General features: G+C 37.6%; 15 protein-coding genes. 11 read left to right on the top strand and 4 right to left on the bottom strand.

All coding sequences use genetic code 11. From position 1 onward, the window contains the following. The first annotated feature begins 191 nt into the window (after positions 1-191). Together IGI58_RS07390 and IGI58_RS07385 are read left to right on the top strand one after the other, a co-directional pair. Positions 192-1,061, top strand: a complete 870-nt coding sequence (locus IGI58_RS07390; protein WP_225535072.1) for a DegV family protein — start codon at positions 192-194, stop codon at positions 1,059-1,061. A 215-nt stretch (positions 1,062-1,276) separates the two neighbouring features. Further along, the gene (locus tag IGI58_RS07385) at positions 1,277-2,119 is read left to right on the top strand and encodes a TPM domain-containing protein (protein WP_429953944.1); all 843 of its coding nucleotides are present in this window, start codon (positions 1,277-1,279) and stop codon (positions 2,117-2,119) included. Positions 2,120-2,165: 46 nt separating this feature from the next. On the opposite strand, the gene IGI58_RS07380 is transcribed toward IGI58_RS07385, so the two are convergent. Then, positions 2,166-3,797 carry an ABC-F family ATP-binding cassette domain-containing protein gene (locus tag IGI58_RS07380; RefSeq protein ID WP_087642051.1) on the bottom strand — a complete coding sequence of 544 codons (1,632 nt, stop codon included), beginning with the start codon at positions 3,795-3,797 and terminating at the stop codon, positions 2,166-2,168. Positions 3,798-4,058: 261 nt separating this feature from the next. Here IGI58_RS07380 and IGI58_RS07375 point away from each other — a divergent pair, with 261 nt between their 5' ends. From IGI58_RS07375 to IGI58_RS07350, 6 genes are all read left to right on the top strand, one after another. Beyond that, positions 4,059-6,950, top strand: coding sequence for a sigma 54-interacting transcriptional regulator (locus tag IGI58_RS07375; RefSeq protein WP_429953945.1), 2,892 nt, complete (start codon positions 4,059-4,061; stop codon positions 6,948-6,950). A 260-nt stretch (positions 6,951-7,210) separates the two neighbouring features. Then, positions 7,211-7,705 carry a mannose/fructose/sorbose PTS transporter subunit IIB gene (locus IGI58_RS07370; protein WP_087641651.1) on the top strand — a complete coding sequence of 165 codons (495 nt, stop codon included), beginning with the start codon at positions 7,211-7,213 and terminating at the stop codon, positions 7,703-7,705. 263 nt (positions 7,706-7,968) lie between these two features. Further along, positions 7,969-8,967, top strand: a complete 999-nt coding sequence (locus IGI58_RS07365) for a mannose/fructose/sorbose PTS transporter subunit IIA (RefSeq protein ID WP_087641652.1) — start codon at positions 7,969-7,971, stop codon at positions 8,965-8,967. A 33-nt stretch (positions 8,968-9,000) separates the two neighbouring features. Next, positions 9,001-9,819 carry a PTS mannose/fructose/sorbose transporter subunit IIC gene (locus IGI58_RS07360; RefSeq protein WP_225535069.1) on the top strand — a complete coding sequence of 273 codons (819 nt, stop codon included), beginning with the start codon at positions 9,001-9,003 and terminating at the stop codon, positions 9,817-9,819. 21 nt (positions 9,820-9,840) lie between these two features. Then, on the top strand, positions 9,841-10,752 hold the full coding sequence (locus tag IGI58_RS07355) for a PTS system mannose/fructose/sorbose family transporter subunit IID (RefSeq protein ID WP_087641654.1): 912 nt from the start codon (positions 9,841-9,843) through the stop codon (positions 10,750-10,752). Between the two features lie 137 nt (positions 10,753-10,889). After that, positions 10,890-11,276 (top strand): DUF956 family protein, encoded by a 387-nt coding sequence (locus IGI58_RS07350; RefSeq protein ID WP_429953946.1) that lies wholly within the window; start codon positions 10,890-10,892, stop codon positions 11,274-11,276. Between the two features lie 178 nt (positions 11,277-11,454). On the opposite strand, the gene IGI58_RS07345 is transcribed toward IGI58_RS07350, so the two are convergent. Both IGI58_RS07345 and IGI58_RS07340 read right to left on the bottom strand, forming a co-directional pair. Then, positions 11,455-12,252, bottom strand: coding sequence for a hypothetical protein (locus IGI58_RS07345; RefSeq protein WP_429953947.1), 798 nt, complete (start codon positions 12,250-12,252; stop codon positions 11,455-11,457). Positions 12,253-12,255: 3 nt separating this feature from the next. Continuing rightward, positions 12,256-12,585: a PadR family transcriptional regulator gene (locus IGI58_RS07340; RefSeq protein WP_225535067.1), complete on the bottom strand. Its 330-nt coding sequence runs from the start codon at positions 12,583-12,585 to the stop codon at positions 12,256-12,258. Between the two features lie 335 nt (positions 12,586-12,920). Between IGI58_RS07340 and IGI58_RS07335 the strand changes: the two genes are divergently transcribed. Both IGI58_RS07335 and IGI58_RS07330 read left to right on the top strand, forming a co-directional pair. Then, a complete protein-coding gene (locus IGI58_RS07335) occupies positions 12,921-13,448 on the top strand; it encodes an HdeD family acid-resistance protein (protein ID WP_087641658.1) in 528 nt (175 codons plus the stop codon). Between the two features lie 201 nt (positions 13,449-13,649). Then, positions 13,650-14,429, top strand: a complete 780-nt coding sequence (locus IGI58_RS07330; protein ID WP_225535066.1) for an HNH endonuclease — start codon at positions 13,650-13,652, stop codon at positions 14,427-14,429. A gap of 126 nt (positions 14,430-14,555) precedes the next feature. On the opposite strand, the gene IGI58_RS07325 is transcribed toward IGI58_RS07330, so the two are convergent. Then, positions 14,556-14,756, bottom strand: coding sequence for a hypothetical protein (locus IGI58_RS07325; RefSeq protein ID WP_429953948.1), 201 nt, complete (start codon positions 14,754-14,756; stop codon positions 14,556-14,558). 159 nt (positions 14,757-14,915) lie between these two features. Here IGI58_RS07325 and IGI58_RS07320 point away from each other — a divergent pair, with 159 nt between their 5' ends. Beyond that, positions 14,916-15,494, top strand: coding sequence for a TMEM175 family protein (locus tag IGI58_RS07320; RefSeq protein WP_087641661.1), 579 nt, complete (start codon positions 14,916-14,918; stop codon positions 15,492-15,494). Positions 15,495-15,682: the final 188 nt, after the last annotated feature.

Below are 15,682 nucleotides of genomic sequence, written 5' to 3'. Positions count from 1 at the left end.
TCAAACAGGATAAGAAGTTGGACACTTTTGTTTCCACCGTTTATTTGCTTTTAAAGAGACTGGGTTGTAACTTGTAGAGTTATGTCCCGGTTTCTTTTTTGTTCATTTTCAGTAAAAAACTTCCCTGAATAAAGCATGAGTATCTTTTAAATATATGTTAAAATAGAAAAACAGTTAGGGGGATATCAAAGATGACTTTTAAGATAATGACAGATTCATGTTGTGATTTACCATATACATATTTAGAAGCAAATGATGTTGATTTTATCAGTATGACGATCCAGTTGAACGGGAAAGAATTAGTGGATGATTTGGGGAAAACATTCGACTATGACTGGTTTTTGCAAGAGATAAAAACGGGTGGTATGCCAACAACTTCTCAAGTAAATGTTGGTCGCTATATTGAATTTTTCCGTCCATTTGTAGAAAAACAAGTGCCAATTTTATATTTAGCTTTTTCGTCCGGCTTAAGTGGTTCTTATCAAAGTGCCAAACAGGCTGTGGAAATTTTAAAGGAAGAGTTTGAAGAAGCAGAAATCTATGTGATCGATACAAAAGCTGCCAGTTTAGGTGAAGGACTTTTAGTCAGCGAAGTGATCGACTTGAAACAAGCTGGGCATTCCTTAGAAGAAATTTTATTATGGTTGTCAGAAAATAAAATGACAGTCCATTCTTGGGTGACGGTAGATGATTTAAAACATTTGGAGCGTGGCGGCAGAATTTCCAAAGCAGCTGCAGCAATTGGCGGATTGATGAATGTTAAACCGATTATTGTAGTAGATGCACAAGGCAAGCTGCAAAATATTGGAAAAGTTCGCGGACGTGGGAAAGCGTTGAAGAAACTTGCTGATGAGACGGTTCAAGGAATGATCGATCCAATCAATCAAAGGTTATTTATTGCTTATGCTGGGGATTTAGAGAGTGCAGAAAAAGTCAAAGCATTGATCGAAGCGCAGGTTCAAGTGAAAGAAATTCGCCTGCATCCATTAGGTCCGACAATTACAAGCCACACAGGAAATGGCTGTATAGCAGTATTTTCTAGAGGTAAAAAAAGAATATAATTAATTATTTAATGTTAAAAGATGAAGCAGGAAAATCGTTTATTTTGCTTCATCTTTTTTATATCATACTTAAAAATAGGACTAAAGTCTGATTACAAACATATTTCTTTAATATTACAATATTGTTACGTTACACATTATATTTAGCTCCTTACTAAAAGGGTTGTTGCGTTGAAGGGAAGTAAGGAGCTAAATCAAAAAAGGGGTTAATCACAATGAAAAAGATCAAAAAAATAACGAATAGAGGATTATTTTTTTTACTCTTATTTTGGAGTATTGCATTACCGATAACAGCGTATGGTCAAGGGGAAAACTTACCTGAAGCACCGACAGATTTCTATTTAGATCAATTGAATATCTTGGCAGAAGATACAAAGCAGCTTATTAACAATAAAGGTGAGTTTTATAAAGAACAACCAGAGAATCCTCAAGTCGTTCTTGCAACGATTGAATCAACAAATGGCGATAGTATTGATAGTTATGCGCCAGAACTTTTTGACAAATGGAAAATTGGAAATAAAGAGCATGATAACGGGATCTTGATTTTATATGCTTTAAATGATGGCGATCGTAATGTGAGGATCGAAGTTGGCTATGGTTTGGAAGATGTGATTACAGATAGTACGGCCATGAATATCTTAGTCAGTCAAAAAGACAAATTAAAATCTTCAGATCCTGTACTGATCAATGAAGGGTTACGATATGTATTTAATGCAGTAGCAACTTTGATCGATCAAGATTATGGCTATCCAACTGATGAACATGCGTTGAGTCAAACTGAGTTAGATGGATTTTATGAGAATGAAGATGATGACGTAATTTATACTTCTTCAAGCAATTGGGATTCAGGTGACGGTGAATTTCTTTTTGTCCTATTGTTGATGGTTCCAATTTGGATATTGTCAGCTATTTTCGGCAAAGGAGATGGCGGCAGTGGCAGTTCTTGGGGAGGCGGTTCTTCTTCTGGCGGCTCATGGGGAGGCGGAGGAGGTTCTAGTTCTGGTGGCGGTTTTTCCGGAGGCGGAGGAAGCTCTGGCGGAGGTGGAGCGAGTATTTAACAAAAAAAAAGATCAAACGCAGTTTTTCAGCGTTTGATCTTTTTTGTTAGTATTCACTAGAAAATAGCTGATCCAATTGTTTTTGGACATCTTTATTTTCTAAGAACTCATCATATGTTGTATCTGCACGATCCACAACACCTTTGTCAGAAACAGCGATGATGCGGTTTGCTAATGTTTGAATAAATTGGTGGTCATGAGAAGCGAATAAAATGGCGCCAGTAAAAGCCATCAAGCCATCATTCAAAGCAGTGATCGATTCTAGATCCAAGTGATTTGTCGGATCATCTAAAACAAGAACATTGGCTTTTGATAGCATCAATTTAGACAGCATCACACGAACTTTTTCACCACCGGAAAGAACGTTGACTGATTTCAATACATCTTCACCAGAAAAGAGCATTCTACCTAGGAAGCCGCGTAAGAATGTATTGTCATCTTCTTCTTTGCTGGCAAATTGACGTAACCAATCTAAGATCGTCAAATCTGTATCAAAATCTTTACTGTTGTCTTTTGGCAGATAAGCTTGAGAGGTTGTAACACCCCAACGTACAGTACCAGTATCTGGTGTGATTTCACCCATGATCACTTTGAAAAGTGTCGTTGTGACGATATCATTGTCTGCAATGAAAGCTACTTTATCAACATTACTTAAAGAAAATGAGATATTATCTAAAATCTTCTTGCCATCGATCGTAACAGAAACATTTTCTACATGCAGCAAATCATTACCAATTTCTCTTTCAGGTGTGAAGCCAACAAATGGGTAACGACGTGAAGAAGGCTGGATGTCATCTAATGTGATTTTATCCAACATTTTTTTACGAGAAGTTGCTTGTTTTGATTTTGATGCATTTGCGCTGAAACGAGCGATAAAGTCTTGTAATTCTTTGATTTGTTCTTCTTTTTTCGCATTTGCGTTTGCTTGCAACTTAGCTGCCAATTGGCTTGATTCCAACCAAAAGTCATAGTTACCAACGTATAATTTGATTTTTCCAAAATCAAGGTCAGCCATGTGTGTACATACTTTATTCAAGAAGTGACGGTCATGGGAAACAACGATAACGGTGTTTTCAAAGTTGATCAAGAATTCTTCAAGCCAGCTGATCGAACGTGTGTCCAATCCATTTGTCGGCTCATCTAAAAGTAGTACATCAGGTTTACCAAAAAGTGATTGAGCAAGTAATACTTTCACTTTTTGACCCGCAGTCAGTTCACTCATTTTTTGGTCATGAAGTTGATCAGGAATGTTTAATCCTTGAAGTAAAACAGCTGCTTCAGGTTCAGCTTCCCAACCATCAAGCTCAGCAAATTCACCTTCAAGTTCAGCAGCTTTGATTCCATCTTCATCAGAAAAATCTTCTTTCATATAGATCGCATCTTTTTCTTTCATCACTTCATAAAGGCGTTTATGTCCCATGATAACAGTTTCTAAAACAGTATTATCTTCATAATCAAAGTGGTTTTGTTTCAGTGTAGCCATACGTTCATCGGGTCCCAATGTGATCGTTCCAGTTGTTGGTTGGATTTCACCAGATAAGATTTTTAAAAATGTTGATTTTCCAGCGCCATTCGCACCAATCAATCCATAACAGTTACCAGGCGTGAATTTAATATTTACATCGTCAAAAAGTTTGCGGTCAGAAAATAACAAACTTACATCATTTACAGTAATCAATAGATTTCCTCGCTTCATATATAATAGTTAAACCTCTCTGCATTATAGCGAGGAAACCTAGATTTTTCAAGGAATTTCAGACTTTTTCAGAAATCCTCTGTACTTTTTATTCAAATGGAGAAATTTTCTAAAGTTTCAGTGTTTCATGTGGAACATTCAACTCAAAGGGTTATTAGTGTACTTTTTTTATGATACACTGTATGATACACATAAAATTAGTGTATCGTTTTGGGGCTTTGAGTGTAAAAAGGAGAGTGTAAAATGAAACGGATCGATCGAATCTATCAATATGTAAAAGAGCAGACCGAACATTTGATGCCAAATGATGTTTCTTTAGGGAGCGGTGTGACAACAGGCGATGTTTCAAATGCTCTAGATATACAAAGAACCAATGCCAGCAAAGATTTGAATCAGCTTGTGAGAGAAGGGTTATTGGAAAAAACGGATGGACGCCCAGTTAAATATGTAGATAAAGCTGTTTTTAAATATCAGCCACTGTCTAAACCTGTGAAAAGCTATCGTGAACGTAGTTTGATGGAAGAACAGGAAACAGTGGCACAACAGCAATCAACTAAAACGTTTGTCGGTGAAGATATTTTCAAAGCGATGATTGGTTCTACAGGGAGTATGAGAACACCTGTAGAGCAGGCAAAAGCGGCTATTTTATATCCACCAAAGGGCTTAAATTGTTTGATCACAGGTCCAACAGGATCTGGAAAAACCTACTTTGCTCATGCGATGTTTCAATTCGCCTTACTGAATCATGTCATTGACTCATCTAAGAAATTAGTTGTTTTTAACTGTGCAGACTATGCGCACAACCCAGAATTATTGATGTCACACTTATTTGGTTATGCAGAAGGAGCATTTACAGGAGCTAATAAAGCAAAAGAAGGAATCATCCATGAAGCAGATGGAGGTATCTTATTTTTGGACGAGGTGCATCGTTTGCCGCCGGAAGGACAGGAAATGGTCTTTTATTTCATGGATCATGGAATATACTCACGACTAGGGGAGACGGTCAAAAATCGGCATGCAGATGTCAGAATCATTTGTGCTACAACTGAAAATCCTACCTCTTCCTTGTTGAATACATTTGTCCGCAGAATTCCGATCATTATTCAACTACCCAATTTTATTGATCGGCCGGCAAAGGAAAAGATCGATCTGCTTCGAGTAATGATTTCGATGGAAGCTTCTCGAATTCATCGGACGATTTCTTTATCAGAAGATGTGGTCAAAGCTTTGATCGGTAGTGTCTCTTACGGAAATGTAGGTCAGTTGAAGTCCAATGTTCAGCTAGTGACTGCAAGAGGTTTTTTGAATCATATTGAGCAAGACGAGTTAGTGATCACGATCGACGAGCTGACTGACAGTATCAAAGAAGGCATGATGCAACTAGCAAGCAATCGTGATTTGTTAGCGGAGTTATCAAAATATTTAGAACCGCAAATGATCGTGACACCGAATGAACCTTTGGTAACGATTCAATCAGATTCTTATGAGTTGCCGTATAATCTGTATGAAATCATTGGAGATAAAGCAGCATTATTGAAAGCAGATGGGCTTGAGCAAGAAGCCATCAACAACTTTATCACGACAGATATCAATGTCCATTTAAAATCCTTTTACAAAGATCATGGGTTTACGTTTGATACAGAAAATAAATTAGCAGAAATCGTTGATCAACGGATCATTGATGTGACAAAAGAAATCTATGCCTTTGCGCAGCAGAAGCTGAATTATAATTTCCAATCTAACTTTATTTATGCGATGAGTCTACATATCAGCTCGTTCTTAAAACGTATCCAAAACGGTGAAGAACGACAACATCAGTTGAATGAAAACATTCGGAATATGGTACTGGATTATCCGTTAGAATTTGAGACAGCTCAGGAAATCAAGCGAATTATCGCAAATAGCTACCAAATGAATATTCCGGATTTTGAAACTTACTATTTAGCAGTCTTATTGATTTCACTGCGAGAAAATAAAGATGCTGGACGAATCGGTATTGTAGTAGCAGCTCATGGAAAGAGCACAGCAACCAGTATGGTTCAAGTGGTCTCTCAATTGTTGAATGTCGATAACTTAAGAGCAGTGGATATGCCGCTTGAAATGCAGCCAAAAGAAGCATTGCGTCAGATTATCAATGTGGTAAAAGAGGTCAATGAAGATAGCGGTGTGATTCTTTTAGTAGATATGGGGTCTCTAGCAACATTTTCGGACGAAATAACCCGTCAGACAGGAATCGATGTTCGAACGGTCGATATGGTGACAACACCGATCGTTTTAGAAACAGCAAGAAAAACTTCATTGATCGATACACAATTAGATACACTATATGAATCATTGAAAAACTTCCAAGGGTACGCTGGTATTCAGCAAGAAAGAAAAAATGAACAGGCGCTATCATGGAAAAAACGAGTGATCATTGCTATTTGTGCTTCAGGTGAAGGAACAGCTAAGCGAATGAAGGAAATGATCGAATCAGCAGTTTCGCCGCAATTAGGAATGGATTTTGAAGTATTGCCCTTATCCGTTGTGGATATGAGAGAGCAGTTAGTGATCATTCAGGAAAAATATCATGTTATTGCGACAACGGGGATCATCGATCCTAAAATTTCTGCACCGTTTATTTCAATGGAAAACTTTTTTTCTGGAGAGGCTGAAACGATCATTGAGAGTTTATTGCTGGAAAGTGAAATCTCTTTGGAACAACAGGAAATGAATGAACAGACAGCACGACAAGCTTGTCTAGATTATATGGAAGAAAGCTTTACGTTTATCAATCCCAAAAAAGTGATCGATCCGCTATGGCAGTTTGCTGATATCATTCGGACGAAATTGTCTTTGAAACTGGATTACACATTCTATGTGAATCTGATCATGCATCTAGCGGGAATGCTGGAGCGCGTACTGCAGCATGAAACTCTTTCGTTGACTGAAGATGAATTGAATCATATTATCTCTGAACCAAGTTATGAAGTAGTAGCGAAAGCTGCACTATTTCTAAAGCAAACCTTTCAGTTGGAATTACCATTGGAAGAAATCTATTATATTATTCAATTGATCAAAAATACACAGCAAAATCAGCTGCAAGGCGAAAAAAATACACTAGACTCAATACACAAAGAGGATACACTATTTTAGTGTATCCTCTTTGTGTATTTTCTTAAATAAATCCTTAGTTTTTGGTTTTTTTAGGCAATACACTAAAATTGGCACGAAACTTGCTTAATATAGAGTGAGTAGTTATATATGATTGCCAAGTAAACATTTTTTGGAAATAATCGATTTTTGCTAGTCGTTATTTTGGTAATAAATGAAAGAGCATAGTATTTTATTACTAAAGATTGTTTAAAAAGACATTTCGTGGAAAAGAATCGAAAATGCAAGAAGGAGAACAATGAATGATGGATATTCGTTTAGTACGCATCGATGATCGCCTGATACATGGGCAAGTAGCTACAGTTTGGACAAAAAGCACCAATGTAGAACGTATCTTAGTCATCAGTGATGCGGTAGCACACGATACACTAAGAAAAGCGTTACTTGTACAGGCTGCTCCTCCAGGCGTAAAAGTCAATGTCATTACGGTTGAAAAGATGATCGAGATCTTTGGCGATGAACGGTTTGAGGGATTGAAAGTCATGTTACTGTTCACCAATCCAGAAGATGTTCAGCGGGTAGTAAAGGGCAATGTCGTGTTCGATTCAGTGAATATCGGTGGTATGAGCTTCACGAGCGGTAAACGAATGATTTCCAATGCAGTTGCAGTCGATGAGCAAGACATTGCAGCGTTCAAATATTTGCATGATCAGGGAATTGAATTAGAGATTCGCAAAGTGGTTGCTGACAGCCAAGTGAATTTGATGGAATTACTGAAAAAGGAACAGCTTGTTTGATTTTTCAGATTCTATAGATAAATAGAAGCAGACTAGAAGCCAAATGTAGGTACGAGTCCAAAAATCATTGAAAGAGGTGGTTATATAGAGAAGAAAAGGAGATAGGTTTTTTATAACTAAAGGATATGGAACATAGTCACTGCTGAAACATGAAATAAACAATCACTTCATGCATTTTTTAGTTTATATCTTTTCTAATGGTTGTTTATTAAAAGGAAGTTTAGTGATGATGTCATTGAAAAAAATACAGGAGGTATCAAATTATGGTAGGAATTATTCTTGCTAGCCATGGCGAATTTGCTCAAGGCATTTTACAATCCGGTTCCATGATTTTTGGCGAACAGGAAAAAGTACAAGCAGTTGTGTTGATGCCTAGCGAAGGCCCAGATGATTTAAAAGCAAAGCTAACTCAAGCAATTGCAACGTTTGATGAGGAAGACGAAGTATTATTTTTAGTCGATCTATGGGGAGGAACACCGTTTAACCAGGCAAACAGTCTTTTTGAAGAGCATAAAGACAAATGGGCGATCGTTAGCGGCTTGAATTTACCAATGTTGATCGAGGCATATGCTTCTCGTTTCTCAATGAACTCTGCGCATGAAATTGCAGCACACATTCTTGAAACAGCTAAAGAAGGCGTGAGAATCAAACCGGAAGAATTAGAGCCAGCTGAAGCACCTAAAGCAGCAGTTGAGGATGCACAGCCGAAAGGCGCATTGCCTGAAGGAACAGTAGTCGGCGATGGCAAAATCAAATTTGTTTTAGCACGTGTGGATTCTCGTTTACTACATGGACAAGTTGCGACTGCCTGGACGAAATCAGTGTTGCCAAATCGAATCATCGTTGTTTCAGATGCAGTATCGAAAGACGATCTTCGTAAAAAATTGATCGAACAAGCAGCTCCTCCAGGGGTTAAAGCAAACGTTATCCCAATCAGTAAAATGATCGAGATTTCAAAAGATCCACGTTTTGGCAATACAAAAGCATTATTACTATTTGAAAATCCAGAAGATGTGGTCAAAGTCGTAGACGGCGGCGTAGATATCAAAGAAGTCAATGTTGGCTCAATGGCGCACTCAGTTGGGAAAGTCGTAGTAAGCAAAGTATTGTCAATGGGACAAGAAGATGTTGAAGCGTTTGAAAAATTAGAAGCAAAAGGCATCAAGTTTGATGTTCGTAAAGTGCCAAATGATTCTCAAGCAAACATGGATGAAATCCTTAAAAAAGCAAAACACGAATTAGCTGAGGCACACGCAAAATAACACAAATCTTAAATGAAAAATAGGAGGCTTATCATGTCTATTATATCAATTATTTTAGTAATTTTTGTTGCCTTTCTAGCTGGTATGGAAGGGATTCTAGATGAATTTCAATTCCATCAACCGTTAGTGGCATGTACGTTGATCGGTTTAGTTACTGGTCATTTGGAAGCAGGGATCATCTTAGGCGGAACATTACAAATGATCGCGCTTGGATGGGCAAATATCGGAGCAGCCGTAGCGCCGGATGCAGCATTAGCATCGGTAGCATCAGCAATTATTTTAGTTAAAGCACTAGGCGCACAAAGTATTTCTGTAAAAGATGCTGTATCATCATCGATCGCTATCGCTGTACCACTTGCAGTAGCAGGTCTTTTCTTAACAATGATTGTTCGTACATTAGCTGTACCGATCGTTCACATGATGGATTCAGCAGCAGAAAAAGGCAACATTAGACAAATCGAAGCATTGCATATTTTAGCAGTATGTATGCAAGGGGTTCGTATTGCGATTCCAGCAGGCGCACTTTTATTCATTCCAGCAGAATCTGTACAAGGTGCATTGGAATCAATGCCAGCATGGTTGACTGATGGTATGGCTATCGGTGGTGGAATGGTCGTTGCCGTAGGTTATGCATTAGTAATCAACATGATGGCAACAAAAGAAGTTTGGCCATTCTTCGTTATCGGTTTTGTCGTAGCTGCGATTTCTCAATTAACGTTGATCGCATTAGGAGCTTTAGGTGTCGCTTTAGCCTTGATCTACTTGAACCTTTCTAAAATGGGCGGTTCTTCAAATGGCGGCGGCGGAAGCAATACTGGTGACCCGCTTGGCGATATTCTAAATGATTATTAATCCTGAAGGAGGAGAAGAGAAATGGCAGAAAAAATTGAATTAACTAAAAAAGATCGTTTAGCCGTTGCATGGCGCTCTACATTCATTCAGGGTTCTTGGAACTATGAGCGTATGCAAAATGGTGGTTGGGCATTCTCAATGATCCCAGCGATCAAGAAATTATATAAAACAAAAGAAGATCGTTCAGCGGCGTTGAAACGTCACTTAGAATTCTTCAACACTCACCCATATATTGCTTCACCGATCCTTGGTGTAACGTTGGCTCTTGAAGAAGAACGTGCCAATGGCGCTCCTGTTGATGATGTAGCGATCCAAGGGGTTAAAGTTGGGATGATGGGACCATTGGCCGGTGTTGGTGATCCAGTCTTCTGGTTTACTGTTCGTCCGATGTTAGGTGCTCTAGGTGCATCACTTGCAATGGGTGGTAGTATCTTAGGTCCGATCATTTTCTTCGTTGCATGGAACTTGATTCGTTGGGCATTCATGTGGTATACACAAGAATTCGGCTACAAAGCTGGTTCAAAAATCACAGAAGACCTTTCAGGCGGATTATTACAAGACGTGACAAAAGGTGCTTCGATCCTAGGGATGTTCGTTCTGGCAGCCTTAGTACAGCGGTGGGTATCGATCAAATTCCTGCCGATCGTTTCTACAGTTAAGTTAGATAAAGGTGCCTATATCGAGTGGGATAAACTTCCTGCTGGTGGTGAAGGAATCAAGAGCGCATTTGAACAAGTAAATAGTGGAATGGCTCTGTCAGCTAATAAGGTTACAACACTTCAAGATAACTTGGATCAATTGATTCCTGGTTTGGCTGCATTGTTACTTACATTCTTATGTATGTGGTTATTGAAGAAAAAAGTTTCTCCAATCATCATCATTCTTGGTTTGTTCGTAGTCGGCGTAGCTGGCCACTATATTGGCTTGTTATAATCTAAAAAAACATTTTCGTTGGTGCTTAGGATAAAACGAATGCATCGTTTTACCCTAGGCACCATTTACATAGCTTAATCTTTAAAAAAAACATATAATGGAGTAACAAAAGATACAGAGGAAACGAGGTAGGTAAGATGGTTCAATCACTGAATACAAAAGTTGATTTTATAACAGATGCGACTGCTTTTACTGGATTGACAGATTATGGAAAAATTATGATCGGAGACAAGGGATTTGAATTTTACAATGCTCGTGATACTCGTAAATATATTCAAATTCCCTGGGAAGAAGTCGACTATGTGATTGCTTCGGTGATGTTCAAAGGAAAATGGATTCCTCGGTATGCGATTCAGACAAAACAAAACGGCACTTTTACCTTTTCATCAAAGCAACCGAAAAAAGCACTACGTGAAATGCAGACTTATGTGTCACCGGATCACATGGTACAATCGCTTGGTTTCTTTGATGTTATGAAGCGAGCATTTAAATCGATCGGGAAAAAGAAAAAAGATAATGGATAAGATCATTTATCAGTAAAAAGGAAACTGAGAAAAAAATGTCTATTTTCGAAGCCTTCAACTCTTAGTGCTTTAGCTAATGTGATCGAAGCGTGACGAAGTAGCTGCTTTTTTCTCGCCGTCTATTCGAAATTAGAGCCTATAACAAAACTAAAAAAACGTTTTGCTACAGGCTCTTTTTTTACTCATCTTTATAAATCTGAAGGACCGGAAGGCCAACAACGATAAGTAAAATCATTGTAGAGAAAAGCAGTCTACTACCCTCAGATAAAGTAGCAGGATCAACTAAACCAATCAAAACCATACCTTCTAAGACGGCCAGAATCAATGTAGGCAGTGCATCTATCCATCCCTCTTTTTTCAAAAAAGTGCTTAAAAGAATGATGCCTGAAAGGACTAGTAAAATCAACGCAAATGTCTGATGAGAAAGCACTAGTGTTTTGCCGATCCCGCCCATAGCGGTATCAATAATAGGAATCAACAAAGTTCCTAGCCAGCAGATGAAAGCAAATAAAGCAAATGTCCAGCCGGATTTTTTAGAAAATCTACCGCGCTTGAGTGATACCAGTAATAATATGATCACACAAACAATCAACAAGAGCGGCAATGCTGTTTTAAAGAAGCTCAATGTGACGACAGGCTCTAATAAGATTGAAAATAAGTTATATTGCAGTAGTAAGATCAACACGAAACTGATGGATCTAGCAGTACTGATCTTTGTTTCATTCGGCAAGGCAGTGAGTATTTCATCACTGATTTCTTTAGGATTTTTCCCGAAGAAAGCTTGTGCAGAACGCCCATTTTTTTGTGCGTCAAGAATATCCTGAAGAATTTCCAAAAGTGTTTCTTCCGTTGCCTGCTCTTGTTTGTGTCCATTGATGCGGATATAAAGGAGCAAGTCTTCGTAGTACTTTTTATTTTCGTCTGTTAGTTGTTTTCTCAATCGATTGTTTTCCTTGATCAGTTCTTTTGTCGTCATTGTTTATCCCTCATTTTCTTGTTCTATAATGTTATTCACGGCCGAAGATAATTGCTTCCAGTGCTCTTCAAATTCTAGTAAATAGTCCTCACCAGCTTGGGTTAAGAAATAGTATTTTCTTTTGGGCCCTTCAGATGATGGACGCATTTCCCCATTGATAAGTTGCTGCTTTTGCAGTTTGAGTAAAATAGGATAGATGCTGCCTTCACTGACCATCGTTAGACCATAATCGGACAATAAAGTAAGCATTTCATAGCCATAAACGGTTTTCTTTTGAATGATCTTCAGTATGCAACCTTCTAGTAATCCTTTGAGCATTTGACTAGTGTCCAAATGATTTCCTCCTTTTACATGTATCTTGCAATACAATATACCAAAAATCTCACTATGTTGTAAAGCAATATAGCGAGTTTTTATTTTTGATTATCGCTTGAAGTAAAGAGAATGGTGTTCTTATCATGGTATGGATAGGCTCGTTTTAGTAGTAACCGGAGTAAGATTTAAATACAAAATTCTTTATAATAAAAGTGATCTTAACAAATATTCAAAAAAAACTTCTTGACCCGTTTTTTTTTAAAAATATTACAGGGGTTATCTTTTGACGAATATATTTCTTAGGAGTACCATAAAATTGTAAAATAAAATAACAAATGAGGAAGTGGAACGTAATGAATGAAACAAGAAGAAATGGCATTGATTGGGGATCATTGGTTTTGGGTATCCTCTTTGTTTTGACTGCGTTGATATCTTTTCAAGATCCAGCAGGAAATTTGATTGCAATCGTAATGGTTTTTGCATTTTTTGCGATCATCAAAGGGATTTTCGAGATTTTTGTTCGTAACAGACTAAAAGAATTGACCGGATATAAAGCGTACGGACCAATCATTTTAGGTGTGATCGATATTATAATCGGTATTTACTTATTCTTCAATTTGAATATTGGGATAGCAGTGTTACCATTTGTTTTTGCGATTTGGTTTATTGCTGATTCAGTTTTTGGTTTGTTTGCATTAGATTTGGCAAAATCTGTGAGCACAGGTTATTTCTGGTTTACGCTGATCATTAATGTATTAGGGATCATTTTAGGATTTATGCTATTGATGGATCCGTTAACCTCTGCACTTACATTGAGCTTTTTAGTCGGTTTTTATTTTATGCTTTATGGAATCACTCATATTGTCTATGCATTTAGATAGTAGAAGCTGAGACAAAAGTCGTTTAGGTTCGAGTAATTAAAGTGACATCTGTTGCAAAATTCGTGAAGAACCTGATTTTTTTTACCAATATTTATTAAGAAGTAAAGTCTGGGACAAAATTATTTTCTAGTTTTGATCCAGACTCTCTTTTTATAGAAAATAGGTTATAATGGGGAAAAACAAAAAGGAATTGAGAATAGCATGGTGTATCAGCGATTTAAACTTCCGCAGGCGTATTGTCCCAAATGTTCTAGAAAAGTAGAATTGCTTTTTTCAGAAGAAAAGGATGAAGCTGGTCAATTTTATATTTGCTTTAAATGTCAGACGATCGGGCAATTCGGTGTAGGAGAATTGCCGAAGAATGATTATGCTGGATTTTCCGTTAAAAGAAAAGAAGAAATCAAGCAGCTGGTAGAGGAGATTCCGGACAAGTACATTTATAAGGCTAAAGGTAGTCAACTGCGTTTGGAAGAAAAAAGTAACACCTATACAAGACGTTGGTTAAGTCTGTATGAATACGAAAAAGCATTTGGTGAAACACTTGGATTTGAAACAATTGATTTCAGAGAAGATAAAACAAGATGTAAGTGGTGCGCTCAAGCATTAGAAGGGCGGCGTACCTCTTTTTGCTCAGATCGATGTAGTCGGAATTATGGAAAAGCAACCTTCTTCAAGCGGGGAATTTCAACACTCCCTTATAGAATTGCAAGCCGAGATCGCTTTTATTGTCGAGTGACTGGAGAAGATCTCGCTGTAACGAATCGGTTGGGTGTTAGGATACCTGCTAGCAATCAACAGATGGAAATTCATCATCTAGTGTTTGTAGCAGATGGCGGAAGCGACCATGAAACGAATTTATTGACTGTCTCAAAACAAGTCCATAAAGACTATCATAGTGGGGTTGATTATGCTGTTCAGGCAATTGAACAGATCAAACAAGTACAGTTGCAGATGTATCGGGAAAAAATGTATGTAAAATAAAAAGCAGGAGCAAAAGCACCTCCTTAGGAGAAAGATGCTTCTGTTCCTGTCGATTTATGGGGAAGAAGAGGAGATAAAACTAATTTTTTAGTTTTGTCCCGCTCTTCGATTTTTAAAAAAATAGGATCAATAGTATCTACGGCGGTTATTTGAAGGACCTGAGATCATGCGGACTAGCCACACAGCGATTGCTAGGGGAATCATGATCTTGATTGCAAACCATAATAAGCTTCCGACAATTCCTAGTACAATACTTAAAATAAAACTCCCTACGAAAAATAATCCGATGACCATTAAAATATTCATTATCATTGATTGTTGTCTCATTAGTAAAACCTCCATTTTTTTCTCTCGTTCTCTATGAATAAAGTATAGCAAGAATCTCAAGAGAAGGAATCCATCTTGGGTCTGATTTTCTCTCAGGCGCAAGGCGGGTGAACGCATAGCATTTGTCTAAAAGGATGTACGATACAAGGAGTGGAATACATGTCAAAATCGAGGCTTGAAGCATTTACAGATGCAGTGATCGCTATCGTCATGACGATCTTAGTATTAGAGTTACACCAGCCAACAACAGATACTTTAGCTGGATTGGTTGGGATCGAGAAGAAGCTTTTTATCTATGTTGTCAGTTTTGTGATGCTGGCGATTTATTGGAATAATCATCATCATATGTTTCAACTAGTTCATAAAATCAATGGCAGAGTGCTGTGGGCAAATAACTTTTTCATTTTTACATTAACATTGGTGCCTTTTGCAACAGCCTGGGTCGGTGATTTCATTGACAGCTTAGTCCCACAATTGACCTATGGCATTGTGACGTTGATCGCCAATTGTGCCTATTTGATATTGACGAAAGAATTGATACGAGCAAACGGTAAAGAATCTACTTTAAGAGAGCTGTTCCAGCGCTATAATAAATCGTACATCACGATTTTTTTAAATCTCTTAGGATTGGCTCTTGGCTGGTTGATTCATCCATACTTTGTCTTGGTTTTAAATATTAGTAGCTTGATTATGTGGATCATTCCTGATCGCCGCATTGAAAATAAATACAAAGAATGAATAAATTGTAGAATTGATAGGGGTTTGAGATAAAAGTACTTATTTCCAAAGGAGATACTTTTGTCTCGTCGTTTATTCGGATTCAGAGAGTGAAACAAAACGGATTTTTAGTTTTGTTTCACTCTCTATTTTTGTTATAAAAAAAGTATATTCTCATTTTTTTAGATGTATTAAACATTTTATGAAAA

The organism is Enterococcus sp. AZ020 (assembly GCF_050499205.1).
GTDB classification, from domain to species: Bacteria; Bacillota; Bacilli; order Lactobacillales; family Enterococcaceae; genus Enterococcus_L; species Enterococcus_L dunnyi.
The sequence above is the reverse complement of the archived record's forward strand: the minus strand, read 5'-3'. Positions and strand labels throughout refer to the sequence as shown.

Coding starts and splice junctions, on each gene's coding strand:
- IGI58_RS07390 (WP_225535072.1), top strand. CDS start 192: ATGACTTTTAAGATAATGACAGATTCATGTTGTGATTTACCATATACA.
- IGI58_RS07385 (WP_429953944.1), top strand. CDS start 1,277: ATGAAAAAGATCAAAAAAATAACGAATAGAGGATTATTTTTTTTACTC.
- IGI58_RS07375 (WP_429953945.1), top strand. CDS start 4,059: ATGAAACGGATCGATCGAATCTATCAATATGTAAAAGAGCAGACCGAA.
- IGI58_RS07370 (WP_087641651.1), top strand. CDS start 7,211: ATGATGGATATTCGTTTAGTACGCATCGATGATCGCCTGATACATGGG.
- IGI58_RS07365 (WP_087641652.1), top strand. CDS start 7,969: ATGGTAGGAATTATTCTTGCTAGCCATGGCGAATTTGCTCAAGGCATT.
- IGI58_RS07360 (WP_225535069.1), top strand. CDS start 9,001: ATGTCTATTATATCAATTATTTTAGTAATTTTTGTTGCCTTTCTAGCT.
- IGI58_RS07355 (WP_087641654.1), top strand. CDS start 9,841: ATGGCAGAAAAAATTGAATTAACTAAAAAAGATCGTTTAGCCGTTGCA.
- IGI58_RS07350 (WP_429953946.1), top strand. CDS start 10,890: ATGGTTCAATCACTGAATACAAAAGTTGATTTTATAACAGATGCGACT.
- IGI58_RS07345 (WP_429953947.1), bottom strand. CDS start 12,252: ATGACGACAAAAGAACTGATCAAGGAAAACAATCGATTGAGAAAACAA.
- IGI58_RS07335 (WP_087641658.1), top strand. CDS start 12,921: ATGAATGAAACAAGAAGAAATGGCATTGATTGGGGATCATTGGTTTTG.
- IGI58_RS07330 (WP_225535066.1), top strand. CDS start 13,650: ATGGTGTATCAGCGATTTAAACTTCCGCAGGCGTATTGTCCCAAATGT.
- IGI58_RS07325 (WP_429953948.1), bottom strand. CDS start 14,756: ATGAGACAACAATCAATGATAATGAATATTTTAATGGTCATCGGATTA.
- IGI58_RS07320 (WP_087641661.1), top strand. CDS start 14,916: ATGTCAAAATCGAGGCTTGAAGCATTTACAGATGCAGTGATCGCTATC.